The following is a 15760-nucleotide window of genomic DNA, read 5'->3' as shown; positions in this document are numbered from 1 at the left end:
GGTCAGAACTCCGGATCCCAATCAACCTGCATTACGCCTGCCTGCAAATCGATGGCCTTAACATACAGATCCGGCAGATAGGGCAGCAAACGTTCGCGCTGATCCAGGCTGCCTTCACAGGGCTTGACCACGATCACATCGTTGGAGCCGGTCTCGAGCAAATGATCAATCAGGCCCAGGAGTTGCCCCTGCACCGTTATCACCTGCAAACCTTCCAGCTGATGCCAGTAGTACTCACCCGCTTCGAGATCTGGTAGCGCTTGTTCAGCCACACAAATCTCGTTACCCACCAGTGCCAGCGCCTGATCCCGGTCGGTTACCCCTTCGAGATCGACTACCAACACCCGACCCTGCACCCGACCATCAAGCACTTTGATGGTGTGTGTCTGATCACCCTTGCGGAGTATCCACTCGGGGTAGTCCAGTGCGTTATCCAGCGGATCAGTGTCAGACTTGACCTTGACCGAACCGCGAATGCCGTGCACCGAGACAATTTCGCCAAGGACCACCAGGGGCGATCCGGACGACTCCGGCAGGTTGCTCATATCAGGCGGAAGCCTGATTTTCCTTCAGCAGGGAAGCAACGCGCTCGGACGGCTGCGCGCCCTGACTCAACCAGTAGCTTACCCGCTCCTGATTAACGGACAGGCGAATTTCAGCACCGTTGGCAACGGGGTTGAAAAAGCCAACGCGCTCAACGAAACGACCATCACGGGCGTTGCGGCTGTTTGCGACAGTCAGGTGATAGAAGGGGCGCTTCTTGGAGCCACCACGAGCTAGACGAATGGTTACCATGTGGACATTGTTTCCTGTATTTGAGTAACGCTCATTGAATCAATTACGGACCACTATCTGCATTGCAGGTCTGTTGTGCCCGAAAGGTCGCGTATTCTACGGAATATCGCAGCCATTGAAAACTGTTTTCTGCATTGTAGCTGGAGGACCAGCAATCCGGTCAGAACTTAGGCATCCCGCCGCCAGGGGGCATCATGCCACCGCCGCCGCCCATACCACCCATTCCGCGCATCATTTTGGCCATGCCACCCTTGCCGCTGACCTTTTTCATCATCTTTTGCATCTGCTTGTGCTGCTTGATAACCCGCCCGATATCCTGGATCTGGGTGCCTGAGCCGGCGGCAATGCGGCGCTTGCGCGAGCCGCTGATAATGTCGGGATTGCGCCGCTCGCCTGGAGTCATCGAGTTGATGATCGCCTCCATGCGACTGAACTGCTTTTCCGCTTCGGTCTGCGCGGTTTCCATCTGCGACGGATTGATCTTGCCCATCATCGGCAGCTTTTCCATCATCGATCCCAGGCCACCCATACCGCGCATCTGCTGCAGCTGGTCGCGAAAGTCCTCGAGATCAAAGCCTTTGCCCTTCTTCAGCTTCTTGGCGAGCTTCTCGGCCTTATCCTTGTCGAGCTTCTGTTCAGCCTGCTCGATCAGACTGAGCACGTCGCCCATGCCAAGGATGCGCGAAGCAATCCGGTCAGGGTGGAAAGCCTCCAGCGCGTCGGTCTTCTCACCCACACCCAGAAACTTGATCGGCTTGCCGGTAATGTGCCGCACCGACAGCGCCGCACCGCCACGCGAGTCGCCATCGACCTTGGTCAGGATCACGCCGGTCAAAGGCAGCGCTTCGTTGAACGCCTGGGCAGTCAGGGCTGCGTCCTGGCCGGTCATCGCATCGACCACAAACAGCGTTTCAGCTGGCTTGGCCGCTGCGTGCACAGCACGAATCTCGTCCATCATATCGGCGTCGATGGCCAGACGGCCGGCGGTGTCGATGATCAGCACGTCCATGAAGCGGTTGCGCGCCTCGCGCATAGCTGCCTGGACGATATCGACAGGCTTCTGGCCAGCGTCGGAGGGGAAGAAATTCACCCCGACTTCTGCCGCCAGGGTTTCCAGCTGCTTGATAGCAGCCGGACGATAGACGTCGGCACTGACCACCATGACCTTTTTCTTCTGCCGCTCGCGCAGGGTCTTACCCAGCTTGGCGACAGAGGTCGTTTTACCCGCACCCTGCAGACCCGCCATCAGGATCACTGCAGGCGGCGTGACGGCCAGGTTGAGACCCTCGGCCTCACCCATGACAGCTTCGAGCTCGGCCTTGATGATCTTGACGAACACCTGCCCTGGCGAAAGGCTGCGGGACACTTCCTGACCAACGGCGCGCTCGCGCACCTGATCAACGAATGCCTTGACCACCGGCAGCGCAACATCTGCCTCAAGCAACGCCATGCGCACTTCACGCAGGGTGTCCTTGATATTCTCTTCGGTGAGCTTGGCCCGCCCAGTCACACCACGCAGACTATGGGAAAGGCGTTCGGTAAGATTGTCGAACATGCTGAATCTCCTATGCTTCCCGTAAACCGGACAGACGGGCGAAGCGATCAAGCGCCGCAGTATACCCTGCGGCGATTGTGGATGACAGGGAGCGCTTTAACAGCGGCGCGGCTTATGCGACACTTCGATTCCAATGATTTCCATTGCAAGGATGTATGACAGCCCTCATTTCCAGCCTGTTTGCCGTGTTCCTGTATCTGGGCGGCAGCATCTACCAGATCCGCTGCCTGGCCAAACGCCTGGCCGTTAACACATCCCTGCTGCGGGCCATCGGCCTGGTGGCACTTACTGCGCATGCTGGCAGCCTCTATCTGCAACTGATTACCGATACCGGACTCGCGCTGGGCTTCTTCAATGCGGGCTCGCTGGTAGCCTGGCTCATCATTGCCATCACCCTGGCATTCAGTTTTCGCGCCCCGGTATTGAGCCTGCTGCTGGCCCTTTTCCCGCTCGCTGTAGTCACCGTATTGCTGGCCTGGTTATTTCCTGGCCATGGCACGCGACTGGTGGCAGGTGATGGCATGCTGGTCGCCCATATACTGCTGTCCATTCTGGCTTACGGCATTCTGACCATTGCCGCCTTTCAAGCGGGCCTGCTGGGCATCCAGAACTATCAGCTCAAGCACAAGCACCCCACTCGCTTCATCCGCACTTTTCCGCCGCTACAGACCATGGAGCGCCTGCTGTTCCAGTTCCTGTTTTGTGGCGAGCTGCTGCTCACACTGGCTTTGATTACCGGCTTTGTCTTCCTCGACAATATGTTTGCTCAGGACGTGGCTCACAAAACCCTGCTCTCATGCCTTGCCTGGGTAATATTTGGCGTTCTGCTCTGGGGTCGGCACTTCCGTGGCTGGCGCGGCAGCAATGCAATTCGCTGGACTCTCGCGGGCTTCCTGTTGCTGGCCCTGGCCTATTTTGGTAGCAAGCTGGTTAGCGAGTTCTTCCTCGCCTGATCATGCTCCCATCTTCTATTGTCCTTGAGGTTCCCTCTTGAACGACTCGCATACGACCTTCCTGCTGATAAGCCTCGTTGTGCTGATCATGCTTTCGGCGTTTTTCTCGAGCTCCGAAACCAGCATGATGAGCCTCAACCGCTATCGTCTCAAACACATGACCAAGGAAGGCCACAGAGGCGCCAGACGGGCATCACGGCTACTGGAGCGCCCCGACCGCCTGCTCGGCACCATCCTGGTCGGCAACAACATCGTCAACATTCTTGCCGCCTCTATCGCAACAGTAGTTGCGGTGGAGTTTTTCGGCGAAGCCGGCATAGCCATCGCGACCATCGGCCTGACCATTATCATTCTGATTTTCGGGGAAATCACGCCCAAGACACTGGCAGCCGTTCGCCCGGAACTGATTGCCTTTCCAGTAAGCATCGTCCTGCAGGTTCTACAGAAAATCCTGTATCCGATCGTCTGGGTGTGCAGCAGCATAAGCAACGTGTTGCTGCGCCTGATGGGTATCAACCTCGCGTCGAACAATGACCAACTGAGCGTGGAAGAGCTCCGTACCGTGGTGCGCGAGGCAGGACTGGGCATTACTCGTAGTCGTCAGAATATGCTACTTGGCATCCTTGATCTGGAAAAAATGACCGTCAATGACATCATGATCCCGCGCAACGAAGCCATTGGCATCGACCTGGAAGACAGCCTGCCGAGTATCAACAGTCAGTTGCGCACTTGCCATCACACCCGCCTGCCGGTATTTCAGGGCGACATAAACAATGTGACCGGCATAGTTCATATGCGCTCCATAGCACGTCTGTTAAGCCGCGGCGACCTGACCAAGGATTCCCTGATCAACGCTTGCAAGGAGCCCTACTTCGTCCCGGAAAGCACACCGCTACATACCCAACTGTTCAATTTCCAGAAGCAGAAGCGACGCATTGCGATTGTGGTGGACGAATATGGCGATGTGATTGGCCTTGTTACGCTCGAGGACATACTGGAAGAAATTGTTGGTGAATTCACCAGCGACATGCTCCTGCCCAGCCAGGATATTCACCCTCAGGATGACGGCCGCTTTGTCATCGAAGGCGGCACAGCTATTAGGGCGATTAACCGTCAGCTGAAATGGAAATTGCCCGCCGATGGGCCCAAGACGCTGAATGGCCTGATCACCGAGCAACTGGAAAGCATTCCGGAAACCAGCGTTTGCCTGGCCGTCGGACCGTACCGCATGGAAATACTGCAAACCAAGGACAACATGGTCAAGAGTGTTCGGGTGTGGGACCGCGGCCTGGATCAACAGGGCCCTTTACCCGGCACGGAAGCAGAGCCAGAGCCCGAACATTGACGCGGGCGCGGCTGCGCCGCCCTCAGAGCTGAACCTTGATGGCCCCGATCACTGCCATGGCCTTTTCCCGCGCAAGAGCTATGTCGTCGGCGCGAGCAAGCGCTACGCCCATGCGGCGCTGACCGCTGACCTCAGGCTTGCCGAAAAGACGTAACTGCGTATCCGGTTGCACCAAGGCGTCATGCAGGTTGGAAAAACTGACCGACTGGGACTCCCCTTCAACGATCAGCACCGCTGAGGCAGAGGCACCCAATTGCCGTACCGAGGGCACAGGTAATCCCAGAATCGCCCGTGCGTGCAAGGCAAACTGCGACAGGTCCTGGGAAATCATCGTCACCATCCCGGTATCGTGGGGCCTAGGTGAAACCTCGCTGAACCATACCTGATCACCGCGAATGAAAAGCTCGACACCAAACACCCCACGACCACCAAGCGCGTCGGTCACAGAGCCGGCAATGCGTTTGGATTCAAGCAGAGCTGCTTCGCTCATTGCCTGTGGCTGCCAGGACTCCTGATAGTCACCGCCGGCCTGTCGATGACCGATGGGATCGCAGAATACGGTTCCATCGATATGTCTGACAGTAAGCAGGGTGATCTCATAATCAAACTCAACCAGACCCTCGACGATGACCCGTCCGCCACCGGCACGCCCGCCTGACTGGGCATAGTCCCAGGCTGCTTGAACCTGCTCCTGATCCCTGACCAGGGACTGCCCCTTGCCCGACGAACTCATGACCGGCTTGACGACACAGGGGAGACCGACCGCCTCGATGGCAGCACGGTATTCATCAAGGGTACCGGCGAAACGGTAGGCAGAGGTTGGCAAACCGAGCTCCTCGGCCGCCAATCGGCGTATACCCTCACGATCCATGGTCAACCAGGCTGCGCGGGCGGTTGGAATCACCGTATAACCTTCGGTTTCCATATCGCGTAGGGTCTGGGTAGCAATTGCCTCGATTTCGGGCACGATATAATGCGGTTTTTCCTGCTCGATCACCGCCCTCAACGCTGCACCATCGAGCATGCTGATCACATGGCTGCGATGGGCAACCTGCATGGCCGGAGCCTGGTCGTAACGATCCACCGCAATGGTCTCGCAGCCAAGTCGCTGCAGCTCGATCACCAGCTCCTTGCCCAGCTCTCCAGCTCCCAATAACAGAACGCGCACTGCGCCCTGGGTACCCGGCGTTCCTATTTTACTCATGCTGGCTGACTCATGCCTGAAATCCCTTGTCCTTATTGATCGAAAACCACAGCCCCTGCGCGCGAGCCCGCTCTTCACAGCGGGCAAGCACCTCGCGGCGCTGCTCCTCGTTCATGCGAAACCATTGCGTGATCTCCACTGCGCTACGCTGGCAGCCGGTGCATATATCACGCTCGTCCAGCGCACATACCCCTATACACGGGGATGCAACCACGCCGGACACCTTCAGTCGTCCTGGGGCTTGAGATCGCGCTGGTAGCGCTGGGCGTTGTGCACATAGTGGGCGGCACTGGCCTCAAGCATCTTCTTCTGCTGTTCGTTCAGCTCGCGCACCACCTTGCCCGGAGAACCTACCACCAGAGATCCATCGGGAATCTCCTTGCCCTCGCCAATCAACGTATTGGCGCCGATGATGCAGTGCTTACCGATCTTCGCGCCGTTGAGCACCACGGCGCCGATCCCCACCAGACTATAGTCGCCCACAGTACAGCCATGCAGCATGGCGTTATGGCCCACAGTCACGCCCTTGCCCAAAGTCAGCGGATAACCCATATCCGTATGCATCACCGCACCATCCTGCACATTGCTATGCTCGCCGATGAGAATCAGCTCGTTGTCGCCGCGCAGCACCGCGCCAAACCACACGTTGGCACCGGCCTCCAGCCGCACCTTACCCACTACTGCAGCAGAATCGGCGATCCAGGCATCATCTGCCATTTCTACTCGGTCGTTACCCAGGCTGTATTTCATCTTCTCTCCTGCTTGCGATCTTCATCGTAGGGGGTGTTCAATTCTATGTCGGCATCAAAAGCGATATTGACGAACTCGGCCAGCATCAACGCGGTCAGGCCCCAGATCTTGTGGCCATCAAAACGATAGCTGGGTACGTACCAACTACGGCCTTCGTAGTCTATCCGGTGGGTCATCTCCCTGCGGTCTTCCAGAAAGAAGCTCACGGGCACCCGGAATACCGTCTCGATCTCACCTGCGTTGGGCACCAGATCAAACACATCAGGCACAATGCCTACATAGGGCGTTACCTTTATGCCAAAACGTGACACCAGGGAGCCGAGCGGACCAACCACCTCCACCAGCTCAGGCAACAGGCCAATTTCCTCGTGAGTCTCGCGCAGTGCAGTGTATTGCAGATCCACATCACCAGGATCACGTCGCCCGCCGGGGAAAGCGACTTCGCCGGAGTGGGTCGACAGGCGCTGGGAGCGAACGGTCAGGATAATCTCCGGCCGGTCGTGCACGCAGGTGACCGGGATCAATACGCCGGCCTCCGGCAATCCCGCACCTTCAATCTCGCGCGGACGATGTTCGCCAACCCGCAGGCGCATCTTGTCCAGCATTCAATTCACCTCTTGTGTTTTCAATAATGATGTCATGATCACTTACGTAGAACCAGTTGCCCAGCCGGCAAATGCGCCTCAAGATAGGACAAAACATATCGGCTTACGAGATAGCGAATCATGAAGTTCTGCAGCGATTGCGGTCAGCAGGTCAGCCAGCGCATCCCGGACGGCGACAACCGGTCCAGATTCGTTTGCAACCACTGCGAGACCATCCACTACCAGAATCCGCGCATAGTCGCCGGGTGCCTGGTCATCCATGAAGAACAGGTTCTCCTGTGTCGCCGAGCCATCGAGCCTCGAGTCGGTTACTGGACCTTGCCAGCCGGCTACATGGAGAACGGCGAAACTACCGAAGAGGCAGCCCTGCGCGAAACCTGGGAAGAAGCACAGGCCCGCGTCAGCGAGCAGGAGCTCTATATGCTGTTCAATTTGCCGCACATCAATCAGGTTTACATGTTTTTTCGGGGCAAGCTGATTGATCGCGCATTTGCAGCAGGCGAAGAGAGCCTGGAAGTCAGACTCTTCACCGAGTCAGAAATTCCATGGGACGAATTGGCCTTCCCCACTGTCGGCAAGACGCTCAAGCAGTATTTTCACGACCGTCAGCACAGCCACTACCCGATCCGCATGCGGGATATTGTCTACCGCCCCGGGCAATCACGTCAGGTCGGTTGATGCGTTCATTCGTTTATCTATTGCTTGCTTTGCTGGGACTGCTGCTTCATTCAGGCCAATCCGCAGCAGCAGAGCCGGTCATCGACAAAGTCCTGGTACACAAGCACGCAAGAAAACTGGAGGTTATCAGCCAGGGCGAAGTCATACGCGCCTACCGCATCTCACTGGGTCGCGAACCTGTGGGGCACAAGCAGGAGGTGGGCGATCAGCGCACTCCCGAGGGGATCTACACCATCGACTGGCGTCACAGAAGCGCCGACTACAACCTCAGCATGCACCTGGATTATCCCAACCTGAAAGATCAGACTGCAGCCTACAAGCGGGGCGTCGACCCGGGCGGTATGATCATGATCCACGGTACACCCATAGACGAAGAATACCCCGAGTGGTATTTCGAGGGCCTCGACTGGACCAACGGCTGCATAGCACTCACAAACGCGGAAATGCGTGAAATTTGGGACCTGGTACCCGACGGTACCTTGGTCGAAATCAGACCTTGAATCTGCAATCCGTGAGCGCCCTCCGCGAACCTCAGACTCTCCTAGCCGGCAATCTAGAACTCTGCCAACAACCAGCAATCAAATGCCGGCTCCTCGTAGGGATGTGCCTGTCGCAGCGCGGCTATAGCCGTTTGAATTGACTTATCCGCGCAGACCATCTCGACCCTGAACTCTTCTACTCTCTCAAGCGCACCAGACTCGCCAATAAACGGCTGGCTACCCGGCATCGGACGAAATTGCCCCGTACCCCCGGTCTGCCAGCAGCAATGCTCGTAATTTCCGATATGTCCTGCCCCTGCCCCGAATACCGCCAGCTTCACGGCTTCGAGATGTGACTCCGGCACGTAAAAACACAGTTTGTACATTTTGCTTACCTTTTGCTGTGATCGAAGCCATCAAAACACCTCAACCGCTTGCTCCAGATCAAATAGAAACACGCTCAGGTTGCTATGGTTCAAACATACGCAAAGCGAAACCGGAGATCATTATGAAAAATCTATTGTTGAGTCTTATTGTCACATTACTCTCTACAACGATTTCAGCCGCACAGACCGAAGCCCTGACACCCGAACAGACCTGGCAGGTTACGAAAGAAAAGGCAGACCAGATCCTCTTCGTGGATGTGCGAGACCCAGTGGAGATCATGTTTGTCGGCTTTACTGATGCAGTGGATATCAACGTGCCCTTCAAACTCGCCGACCGATACGAGTTTCTGGAGGACAAGAAGCACTTTGCCATGAAAGCAAATCCTGATTTTGTATCCGGCATCGAGAGGGCGCTGGCTCATAAAGGGCTGGATAAGAGCGCGCTGATTATCACCATGTGCCGGTCCGGCTCAGATCGCGGCAAACCCAGCGCAGAATTTCTTCTGGAACAGGGCTTCACCAACGTCAAGTATGTGGAGAACGGTTTCCAGGGCGACAAGGCAGCTGAGGGTGCTCAGCAGGGAATGCGGGTAGTCAATGGCTGGATGAATTCAGGCCTGCCATGGTCTACCGACATCAACCCAACAAAAATTCATCGTCCTTGATCACACCATTAAGTGCGCAAAGATGCGGGAGGGCACACTGGGGCGCGACCTCCCGACAACGATTTAAGTATCAGAAACTGAAAATACGAAATGCGGGATCCAGCATCTGCGCGGCCATCTCAGGGGGAGTGGCAACGCTGACACCCTCAAGGAGATCCGCCTGGCTGTGTGTACTATTGGGCAGGTACAGCGCACATACCTTGACCGTAGCACCCTCCTTGATCAGCCGTCGCAGCATCTGCCCCGGGGTCAGATCCTTTGGTTTCAGGGCAACACCCTGGTATGACTTGAGGGCCAGATCTCCGGCCTGATCGCACAAAAGGACGTGCACCTCTGCGCCCTGGTCTGACATTGTATTACCCAACACCATGGCCATGCCCTGAGTCTGGACGGAACTGTCGGACAGAATCACCAGGGCCTTGGCGCTTGGCGCCTGAGAATCAGCGGTCTTCTGGTGATTATCAGCAAGGGCTGGCAGGACAAACGTGGCTGCAGCCAGGGCGGCCAACAGCAAACCTGTGTTTAATCTGATCATGATAAGAGCTCCCTTGATTAACGAACGGATCTGGCCTTGCAGGTTTTGATACCCAAGAGTGAATAAGCCGGGCAAAGGCCGATAAAAGCAGTGACCAGCGGTATGAGGCCAATCCAGCCCCAGGCCGTCTGCGGGCCTAAAAAAACCAGTGCTATAAGTACCAGTCCGACGATGGCCCGGATGACTCTGTCTGCTGTTCCCATGTTGACTGTCATTACGGTGTCTCCCTTCTCTATACGATGTGCGAGGTTGTATTGTGCGAGCATGCGTCAGGAAACACGGTGACTAAGTCACATACCAGGGCTGCGGATTTGACCAATAACCAGACGGGCAGAAGTCGACCATGAAGCACCCCATTCTTGAGACCTTGCCTCCCTTGCTCAGGCAAGAAGCGGAAAAAACACTGCGGACAATGCCACTTCCTGTCGGCCAGGTCCTTTTCAGTCCGGGCGATCCCTGTGGCGGCCTGCCATTGGTACTGGGTGGCTCGGTGAAAGTGCAGATGACCGCGGTATCAGGCAACCGCATTGTTCTGTACCGGATGGGCGCCAACGATATATGTACTCTATCGATTGGCTGCCTCATGTCCGGACGCGGACATCGCGCCGAAGCGGTAGTGGAAGAAAGCGGCGAAGCAATCATGCTGCCCCGAGGCCTGTTTGACCGAATGATGGCCGCCTCTGCCGCATTCCGGGCCGGAATCATGACCTCTTACGGCCTACGTCTGGACGACCTGATGCTGCTGGTAGAAGAGGTGGCTTTCCGGCGGATGGATGAACGCCTCGAACAATGGCTCGCCACCAGGGCCAACCAGGGTGAAATCCATGCCACGCATCAGGACATTGCCGAAGAGCTGGGAACCGCCCGTGAAGTGGTAAGTCGCCTGCTAAAAGAACTTGAAAGACAGGGACGCGTAGTGCTCGCACGCGGTCGAATCAGTGGTATCAAATGAAGCCTGATGGCGACTATTGAATACCTGCATGTGGATCAGTGATATCGGCTTAACAGTACATCCAGTAACTCCGGCTGAAAAACCCGCTCAACGGTGACGGCGTAGAATCGCTCGTCCACTCCGCTCAACGCCTCCCGCTCGACCAGAACGCCATTCGCCAGTTCGTCCCTCACCACGACCCTGGGAAGCAGACCAAAAGCCTGGCTGTCCCTGGCCATCAATCGCAACATCGCCATGTCATCCACCTCTGCCTTGATCGTCGGCTGGAACCCCTGACGCAGACAGAAGGCGTCGAATTCACCCCGTATCCCGTGCTTGCGGCTGGGCAAGACCCAAGGGTGCTGTTTGAGGCTGGCGGCTGCCAGAGCCGGAGGACAGACTATGGTGACCGGCTGGCGAGACAAAAGATGAATCTGCCATACCTGGTTATCGCTAACCTCAATGTGCGCGTTGGTCAGAACCACGTCCAGTTGGTGCCGGGTCAGGTCACTCAACAGTTTGGCCTGGTTGTCCGATATCAGCGCAATGCTGGCCTCGGAATCGTACATCGCAGGACCGATGAACTCCTCGATGAAGTTCCGTGACATGTGACTGGTAGTGCCAATGCGCAAACGTTTGTTCGCCAGGCTGACGCCATGGCGCAGCAGGACTTCAAGTTCTTCGCCCCGATGAAAGATGTCCTCGGCAAAACGCATCGCCTGCTGACCAGCCTCGGTAAGTACCAGTTTACGACCACTTCGGAGGAAAAGCTGGCAGTCGAGACTCTCCTCCAGGCTACGAATCTGAGTGGAGAGGGCCGACTGGGAGACATGCAGCTGCTCGGCTGAACGGGTGAGATTACCGGACGTTGCAACGTGCCAGAAGTAGTAGAGGTGACGGTAGTTGAGCCTGCTCATGAGCGTTCCAGCGTTCTTTTAAATAGAACGTTACCATCCCTATTATGAATTTCACAGAATGAATTGATCAATCGATACTCCGTTCAGACCACCGGAGGATGATCGTATGGAATCTACAATCGTTGTTACCGCCCTAGTGCCGCTCGTCTATGTAGTTGCCATGCTGAGGTTCTGGCGCAGCACCAGCGCGCTGGCGGCTTTTGTGCTGGCAGTAGCAGTGACAATACTCGCCGCCTTCAATCTGCTGACACTCACGCTGTCATCCGTGCAGGAGATCATGTTGCTACTGGTCACCGGGCTGGGCTGGATCGTGTCCAGGTTCAGCGAACAGTATCTGGCCGGCGACCCAGGCCAGCCGCGCTTCTACTGTTGGCTCAATGCGCTGCTGGCCAGCGTTCTCGTTGTGGTGGTGGCAGATAACCTGCTTTTGCTCTGGACCGCCTGGGTAGCTATCAGCCTGAGTCTGCATCAGCTGCTTGTGTTCTATCCGGAGCGTGCGCGGGCTGCACTGGCCGCGCACAAGAAATTTGTCTTCGCACGGCTCGCCGATCTCGCCCTGCTTGTTGCCATCGGCCTGATCTACTGGCAGCACCAGACACTCTCGATCACTGCACTGGACGGAATCTGGCGGGAGCTGGATACGTTACCCCTGTCGATGCAGTTTGCAGCCGTCCTGGTGGTAATCACAGCGTTACTCAAATGCGCTCAGTTACCCTTTCATGGCTGGCTTATTCAGGTTGTGGAAGCGCCCACCCCGGTATCTGCACTGCTACATGCAGGCGTCGTCAATCTGGGCGGGTTTCTGCTGCTCCGCCTGGCCGGGCTCCTGGAACTGGCTGCGGTCGCCACGGGCGTACTTTTGATAGTTGCCGGCGCCAGCCTGGTGCTTGCGGGTCTGGTTGCCGTCACACGCATCAGTATCAAGGTCGCACTGGCCTGGTCGACAGTGGCTCAAATGGCGCTGATGCTGCTCCAGATTGGACTGGGTCTCTACGCGCTAGCCATTCTGCATCTGGTGGCCCATTCCTGCTACAAGGCCTATTCCTTCCTGAATTCCGGCAGCCAGGTACAGCATTCAGTGATGGCGCGGGTGGCGCCCGGCGGCGGTCTGAAGCTGCGCACCGCCATGCTGGGCAGCCTCATCGCCATGACTGCCTACCTGACTCTCACCCAGTGGTTTTCCCTGCCAGTCAGCGCAGCCGAATGGCTTCTCCTGGCGCTTTACAGTATTGGTTTTGGCTGTCTGTGGCGTCGCCGCGGCTGGCTACTGTCACTGGGCATGATCGTTGCCCTGGTGGCCTTGCACCTTGTATTCAAAGCCGGCGCACAAATGCATCTGGAACCTGCGGCAAGCCCTGCAGGTGACTGGGCACTGATCTGGACTGCAACCGTTATTGCCGCCCTGGGTGCCGGCGGATGGCTGGTGATGTTCGGTCGCAACACCACCCTGCATCAGGACCTGTATCGCAGCCTCTACGCCGGACTCTACCTAGATGAGTGGGCCACCCGCCTGACACTGAGACTCTGGCCCGCACGGCTGCCGGAACCCTCACCGATGCTAAACCCCGTACTCGCAAAGGAGACACGTCCATGACCATGGCAGCGGAAAAAAAAGCTTCTTCATCTCAGGTACTGGATGCCGTGAGCAACGCCTGCAAACGCATCGCACCCAACTGGCCCCTGGATCAATTGATTGCGGTCAATCCCTGGTGGGCAATGCGGGATAAGCCGATGGAAGTCGTCGCCGGCGAGCTGTCATGGCTGGCAGGTGTACGCTGTTTCCTCGACCCCGAAGCATACCGGGCCCAGAGCATTCCCCAGGATGTCATAGCCAGGGTGCTGGCCGAACAGGGCATGCCGATGCCAGTTGCCCACTTTGTTGCAGCGAATCCGGTACGGCCTGCCACCTGGCAAAATCTCGATCAACTGTTCGATGATCACCGTGACCTGTCTCGGCAGATAAGCTGGCGCGAGGAAATACAGCATCAACTCAGCCAGTTCGCCGGGCGATATTTCGTCGATCAACAGTCTGGGTTCTACCAGGCCTGGCTATCTCAGACCCGCAGGGATCACGGCCTTTCGATTCTGATGGGCGAGCCCAACCTGGTCCGGCGATTTGACGCCTTACCTGACACGGCGCAGGAGCTACTGAGCGTAGCCATGGATGAACTCATGGTGCCAGCGGAGCGGCAGACCGACTACGCCCACGCGCTGCTTCTGAGCCTCAATGGCTGGGCCAGCACCGCGGCCTACCGCAGCTGGCAGGCCGGAATGCACGGCGCACTGGACCACACCCTGCTGGAACTGCTCGCCGCCCGCCTGGCCTGGGAACTTGTTTTGTGGCGTCAGCCTGGGCAATGGGCGGGCTCGGTCACCGGCGCATGGACTCGCCAACTGGCACAAGCCGACCGCCAGCGCGCAGCGCATCTCGCCCACGCCAGACACCTGCACTGCTGGCAGTTGGCAAGCGAGCGCGTTTATCAGAGCGGGCTGCAAGCCCAGTTGACAAAGCCGCGGGGGACCGCCAATGCGCCTTCAGCGCCGGCCGACGCGCCGTCGCTGCAGGCTGTGTTCTGTATCGACACTCGCTCGGAAATCATGCGGCGGGCGCTTGAGGCCCAGCACCCGACAATCGAGACGCGTGGCTTTGCCGGATTTTTCGGCTTGCCCATCGCCTATCACAGCGGCGCCTATCACCGGCCGCAACTTCCGGGTCTGCTGGCCCCACAGCTGCAGGTAATAGATGATATCCAGCGTTATCAGGAGCCGACACCCACCAGCCTCTACAGCCGTTGGCTGGCCATGGGCAAATCACCCAACGGCGGGTTCAGCCTGGTCGAATCATCGGGCATGGGCTACAGCCTTGGCTTGCTCCGTAACACCTTTGGCTGGCGCTCATCGGCCAACGCAGTCAAACCTGCCACCCGGTTGCATCTGCATCGCGACGGCCAACCCTTGTCTACCGCTGCGCAAGCTGATCTGGCTTTGGGGATACTCAAGGCCATGGGCCTGGATAAAAGGGTGGCCAATCGCGTGTTACTGGTTGGACATGGCAGTGACTGCCAGAACAACCCCCACGCCTCGGCTCTGGATTGTGGCGCCTGCGGCGGGCAAACCGGCGAGGTAAACGTGCGTCTGCTTGCGCAGTTGTTAAACGACACCTCCATTCGCCAGGCCCTGGCCGACAGGGGATTGGAACTCCCGGTAAACAGCCGTTTTTTTCCAGCGCTGCATAACACCACAACCGATAAGATTCAGATACTGGCCGGCCAGCCCGATCAGCAGATCATGCTGTGGTTGCAGGCGGCCAGAACACAATGCGCGACAGAACGGTCCAGGTACCTGGACACTGGTGGCGCGCCGGTTGTTGAGGCTCTGGCAAAGCGAGCCAGGGACTGGTCCCAGGTACGCCCTGAGTGGGGTCTGGCCAACAATGCCTGCTTTATCATTGCACCCAGGGAGAGGACCCGGCACCTGGACCTTGCCGGGCGCAGCTTCCTGCATGATTATCAGTGGCGTGACGACCCTGATAACGCCCTGCTCACGCAGATACTCACGGCGCCCATGCTTGTAACCAATTGGATCAACATGCAATACAACGCATCGGTAACCGAGCCCTTTCTGTACGGGGCCGGGAACAAGACGCTGCATAACATAGTGGGTGGCAGTCTGGGAGTATTCGAGGGCAACGGCGGGGACCTGCGCATCGGACTGCCCCTGCAGTCCGTGCACAACGGCACGACCTGGATGCATCAGCCGTTGCGGCTGAGTGTGTATGTCAATGCCCCTCGCGCAGCCATCGCCAGGATCGTTGCAGCCCATGATGAAGTGCGCTGGCTGGTGGATAACCAGTGGCTATACCTGTTTCAGTTGACCGATGCGGGCGCTTGCCGGTTCTTCGAGGATCGGTGGGCCGAGCCTGATCAGGCCCAGTAAGGCTGCTACCCACAACCTGCCCGTCA

19 protein-coding genes are annotated in these 15760 nt (G+C 57.6%); 8 read left to right on the top strand and 11 right to left on the bottom strand.

Annotated features, from left to right (window positions below):
* Positions 1–2: 2 nt before the first annotated feature.
* The 3 genes from rimM to ffh form a co-directional block, all read right to left on the bottom strand.
* Positions 3–545 (bottom strand): ribosome maturation factor RimM, encoded by a 543-nt coding sequence (gene rimM, locus IEV54_RS00240; protein WP_150277830.1) that lies wholly within the window; start codon positions 543–545, stop codon positions 3–5.
* Position 546: 1 nt separating this feature from the next.
* Positions 547–795, bottom strand: coding sequence for a 30S ribosomal protein S16 (gene rpsP / locus IEV54_RS00235; RefSeq protein WP_150277831.1), 249 nt, complete (start codon positions 793–795; stop codon positions 547–549).
* Positions 796–955: 160 nt separating this feature from the next.
* Positions 956–2350, bottom strand: coding sequence for a signal recognition particle protein (ffh, locus tag IEV54_RS00230; RefSeq protein ID WP_150277832.1), 1395 nt, complete (start codon positions 2348–2350; stop codon positions 956–958).
* Positions 2351–2505: 155 nt separating this feature from the next.
* Here ffh and IEV54_RS00225 point away from each other — a divergent pair, with 155 nt between their 5' ends.
* Both IEV54_RS00225 and IEV54_RS00220 read left to right on the top strand, forming a co-directional pair.
* Complete coding sequence (locus IEV54_RS00225; RefSeq protein ID WP_150277833.1) at positions 2506–3303, top strand: cytochrome C assembly family protein; 798 nt, start codon at positions 2506–2508, stop codon at positions 3301–3303.
* Positions 3304–3340: 37 nt separating this feature from the next.
* The gene (locus IEV54_RS00220) at positions 3341–4648 is read left to right on the top strand and encodes an HlyC/CorC family transporter (protein WP_150277834.1); all 1308 of its coding nucleotides are present in this window, start codon (positions 3341–3343) and stop codon (positions 4646–4648) included.
* 22 nt (positions 4649–4670) lie between these two features.
* Here the strand turns inward: IEV54_RS00220 and purT are convergent, their stop codons facing one another.
* The 4 genes from purT to IEV54_RS00200 are packed head-to-tail and all read right to left on the bottom strand — an operon-like array spanning position 4671 to position 7207.
* Entirely contained in the window at positions 4671–5852 is a 1182-nt protein-coding gene (gene purT, locus IEV54_RS00215; protein ID WP_150277835.1) for a formate-dependent phosphoribosylglycinamide formyltransferase, read from the bottom strand.
* Positions 5853–5862: 10 nt separating this feature from the next.
* Positions 5863–6066, bottom strand: a complete 204-nt coding sequence (locus tag IEV54_RS00210) for a DUF1289 domain-containing protein (RefSeq protein ID WP_223825450.1) — start codon at positions 6064–6066, stop codon at positions 5863–5865.
* Positions 6067–6077: 11 nt separating this feature from the next.
* Positions 6078–6602, bottom strand: a complete 525-nt coding sequence (locus IEV54_RS00205; RefSeq protein ID WP_150277837.1) for a gamma carbonic anhydrase family protein — start codon at positions 6600–6602, stop codon at positions 6078–6080.
* Complete coding sequence (locus IEV54_RS00200; RefSeq protein ID WP_150277838.1) at positions 6599–7207, bottom strand: NUDIX hydrolase; 609 nt, start codon at positions 7205–7207, stop codon at positions 6599–6601. The genes IEV54_RS00205 and IEV54_RS00200 overlap by 4 nt, the downstream gene beginning before the upstream one ends.
* Positions 7208–7327: 120 nt before the next feature.
* On the opposite strand from IEV54_RS00200, the gene IEV54_RS00195 reads away from it, so the two are divergent.
* Positions 7328–7885, top strand: a complete 558-nt coding sequence (locus IEV54_RS00195) for an NUDIX hydrolase (RefSeq protein ID WP_150277839.1) — start codon at positions 7328–7330, stop codon at positions 7883–7885.
* A complete protein-coding gene (locus IEV54_RS00190) occupies positions 7885–8385 on the top strand; it encodes a L,D-transpeptidase family protein (protein WP_188434269.1) in 501 nt (166 codons plus the stop codon). Before IEV54_RS00195 ends, IEV54_RS00190 begins: the two co-directional genes overlap by 1 nt.
* A 53-nt stretch (positions 8386–8438) precedes the next feature.
* Here the strand turns inward: IEV54_RS00190 and IEV54_RS00185 are convergent, their stop codons facing one another.
* Entirely contained in the window at positions 8439–8750 is a 312-nt protein-coding gene (locus IEV54_RS00185) for a YqfO family protein (RefSeq protein WP_150277840.1), read from the bottom strand.
* A gap of 122 nt (positions 8751–8872) precedes the next feature.
* Between IEV54_RS00185 and IEV54_RS00180 the strand changes: the two genes are divergently transcribed.
* A complete protein-coding gene (locus IEV54_RS00180; RefSeq protein WP_150277841.1) occupies positions 8873–9415 on the top strand; it encodes a rhodanese-like domain-containing protein in 543 nt (180 codons plus the stop codon).
* Positions 9416–9485: 70 nt separating this feature from the next.
* Here the strand turns inward: IEV54_RS00180 and IEV54_RS00175 are convergent, their stop codons facing one another.
* Together IEV54_RS00175 and IEV54_RS00170 are read right to left on the bottom strand one after the other, a co-directional pair.
* On the bottom strand, positions 9486–9950 hold the full coding sequence (locus IEV54_RS00175; RefSeq protein ID WP_150277842.1) for a DsrE family protein: 465 nt from the start codon (positions 9948–9950) through the stop codon (positions 9486–9488).
* 17 nt (positions 9951–9967) lie between these two features.
* Positions 9968–10165: a YgaP family membrane protein gene (locus IEV54_RS00170; RefSeq protein WP_150277843.1), complete on the bottom strand. Its 198-nt coding sequence runs from the start codon at positions 10163–10165 to the stop codon at positions 9968–9970.
* 128 nt (positions 10166–10293) lie between these two features.
* On the opposite strand from IEV54_RS00170, the gene IEV54_RS00165 reads away from it, so the two are divergent.
* Positions 10294–10902, top strand: coding sequence for a Crp/Fnr family transcriptional regulator (locus IEV54_RS00165; RefSeq protein ID WP_150277844.1), 609 nt, complete (start codon positions 10294–10296; stop codon positions 10900–10902).
* A gap of 35 nt (positions 10903–10937) precedes the next feature.
* On the opposite strand, the gene IEV54_RS00160 is transcribed toward IEV54_RS00165, so the two are convergent.
* Positions 10938–11798: a LysR family transcriptional regulator gene (locus IEV54_RS00160; protein ID WP_150277845.1), complete on the bottom strand. Its 861-nt coding sequence runs from the start codon at positions 11796–11798 to the stop codon at positions 10938–10940.
* 106 nt (positions 11799–11904) lie between these two features.
* Here IEV54_RS00160 and IEV54_RS00155 point away from each other — a divergent pair, with 106 nt between their 5' ends.
* Together IEV54_RS00155 and IEV54_RS00150 are read left to right on the top strand one after the other, a co-directional pair.
* Complete coding sequence (locus IEV54_RS00155) at positions 11905–13392, top strand: NADH-quinone oxidoreductase subunit L (protein ID WP_223825453.1); 1488 nt, start codon at positions 11905–11907, stop codon at positions 13390–13392.
* The gene (locus tag IEV54_RS00150; RefSeq protein ID WP_223825454.1) at positions 13389–15734 is read left to right on the top strand and encodes a DUF2309 domain-containing protein; all 2346 of its coding nucleotides are present in this window, start codon (positions 13389–13391) and stop codon (positions 15732–15734) included. Before IEV54_RS00155 ends, IEV54_RS00150 begins: the two co-directional genes overlap by 4 nt.
* The last annotated feature ends 26 nt before the right edge of the window (positions 15735–15760 follow it).

Origin of the sequence: Halopseudomonas salina, assembly GCF_014637955.1 — a bacterium.
In the GTDB taxonomy this organism is placed as follows: domain Bacteria; phylum Pseudomonadota; class Gammaproteobacteria; order Pseudomonadales; family Pseudomonadaceae; genus Halopseudomonas; species Halopseudomonas salina.
Note: the sequence above shows the minus strand (reverse complement) of the source record. Positions and strands in the feature narration are given on the sequence as shown.

Excerpts from the sequence above, each read along its gene's own strand:
- IEV54_RS00150 (WP_223825454.1), top strand. The coding sequence starts at position 13,389 with ATGACCATGGCAGCGGAAAAAAAAGCTTCTTCATCTCAGGTACTGGAT.
- IEV54_RS00195 (WP_150277839.1), top strand. The coding sequence starts at position 7,328 with ATGAAGTTCTGCAGCGATTGCGGTCAGCAGGTCAGCCAGCGCATCCCG.
- IEV54_RS00185 (WP_150277840.1), bottom strand. The coding sequence starts at position 8,750 with ATGTACAAACTGTGTTTTTACGTGCCGGAGTCACATCTCGAAGCCGTG.
- IEV54_RS00205 (WP_150277837.1), bottom strand. The coding sequence starts at position 6,602 with ATGAAATACAGCCTGGGTAACGACCGAGTAGAAATGGCAGATGATGCC.
- IEV54_RS00225 (WP_150277833.1), top strand. The coding sequence starts at position 2,506 with ATGACAGCCCTCATTTCCAGCCTGTTTGCCGTGTTCCTGTATCTGGGC.
- rpsP (WP_150277831.1), bottom strand. The coding sequence starts at position 795 with ATGGTAACCATTCGTCTAGCTCGTGGTGGCTCCAAGAAGCGCCCCTTC.
- IEV54_RS00155 (WP_223825453.1), top strand. The coding sequence starts at position 11,905 with ATGGAATCTACAATCGTTGTTACCGCCCTAGTGCCGCTCGTCTATGTA.
- IEV54_RS00200 (WP_150277838.1), bottom strand. The coding sequence starts at position 7,207 with ATGCTGGACAAGATGCGCCTGCGGGTTGGCGAACATCGTCCGCGCGAG.
- IEV54_RS00175 (WP_150277842.1), bottom strand. The coding sequence starts at position 9,950 with ATGATCAGATTAAACACAGGTTTGCTGTTGGCCGCCCTGGCTGCAGCC.
- IEV54_RS00165 (WP_150277844.1), top strand. The coding sequence starts at position 10,294 with ATGAAGCACCCCATTCTTGAGACCTTGCCTCCCTTGCTCAGGCAAGAA.
- IEV54_RS00170 (WP_150277843.1), bottom strand. The coding sequence starts at position 10,165 with ATGACAGTCAACATGGGAACAGCAGACAGAGTCATCCGGGCCATCGTC.
- ffh (WP_150277832.1), bottom strand. The coding sequence starts at position 2,350 with ATGTTCGACAATCTTACCGAACGCCTTTCCCATAGTCTGCGTGGTGTG.
- IEV54_RS00160 (WP_150277845.1), bottom strand. The coding sequence starts at position 11,798 with ATGAGCAGGCTCAACTACCGTCACCTCTACTACTTCTGGCACGTTGCA.
- IEV54_RS00190 (WP_188434269.1), top strand. The coding sequence starts at position 7,885 with ATGCGTTCATTCGTTTATCTATTGCTTGCTTTGCTGGGACTGCTGCTT.
- IEV54_RS00180 (WP_150277841.1), top strand. The coding sequence starts at position 8,873 with ATGAAAAATCTATTGTTGAGTCTTATTGTCACATTACTCTCTACAACG.
- purT (WP_150277835.1), bottom strand. The coding sequence starts at position 5,852 with ATGAGTAAAATAGGAACGCCGGGTACCCAGGGCGCAGTGCGCGTTCTG.
- rimM (WP_150277830.1), bottom strand. The coding sequence starts at position 545 with ATGAGCAACCTGCCGGAGTCGTCCGGATCGCCCCTGGTGGTCCTTGGC.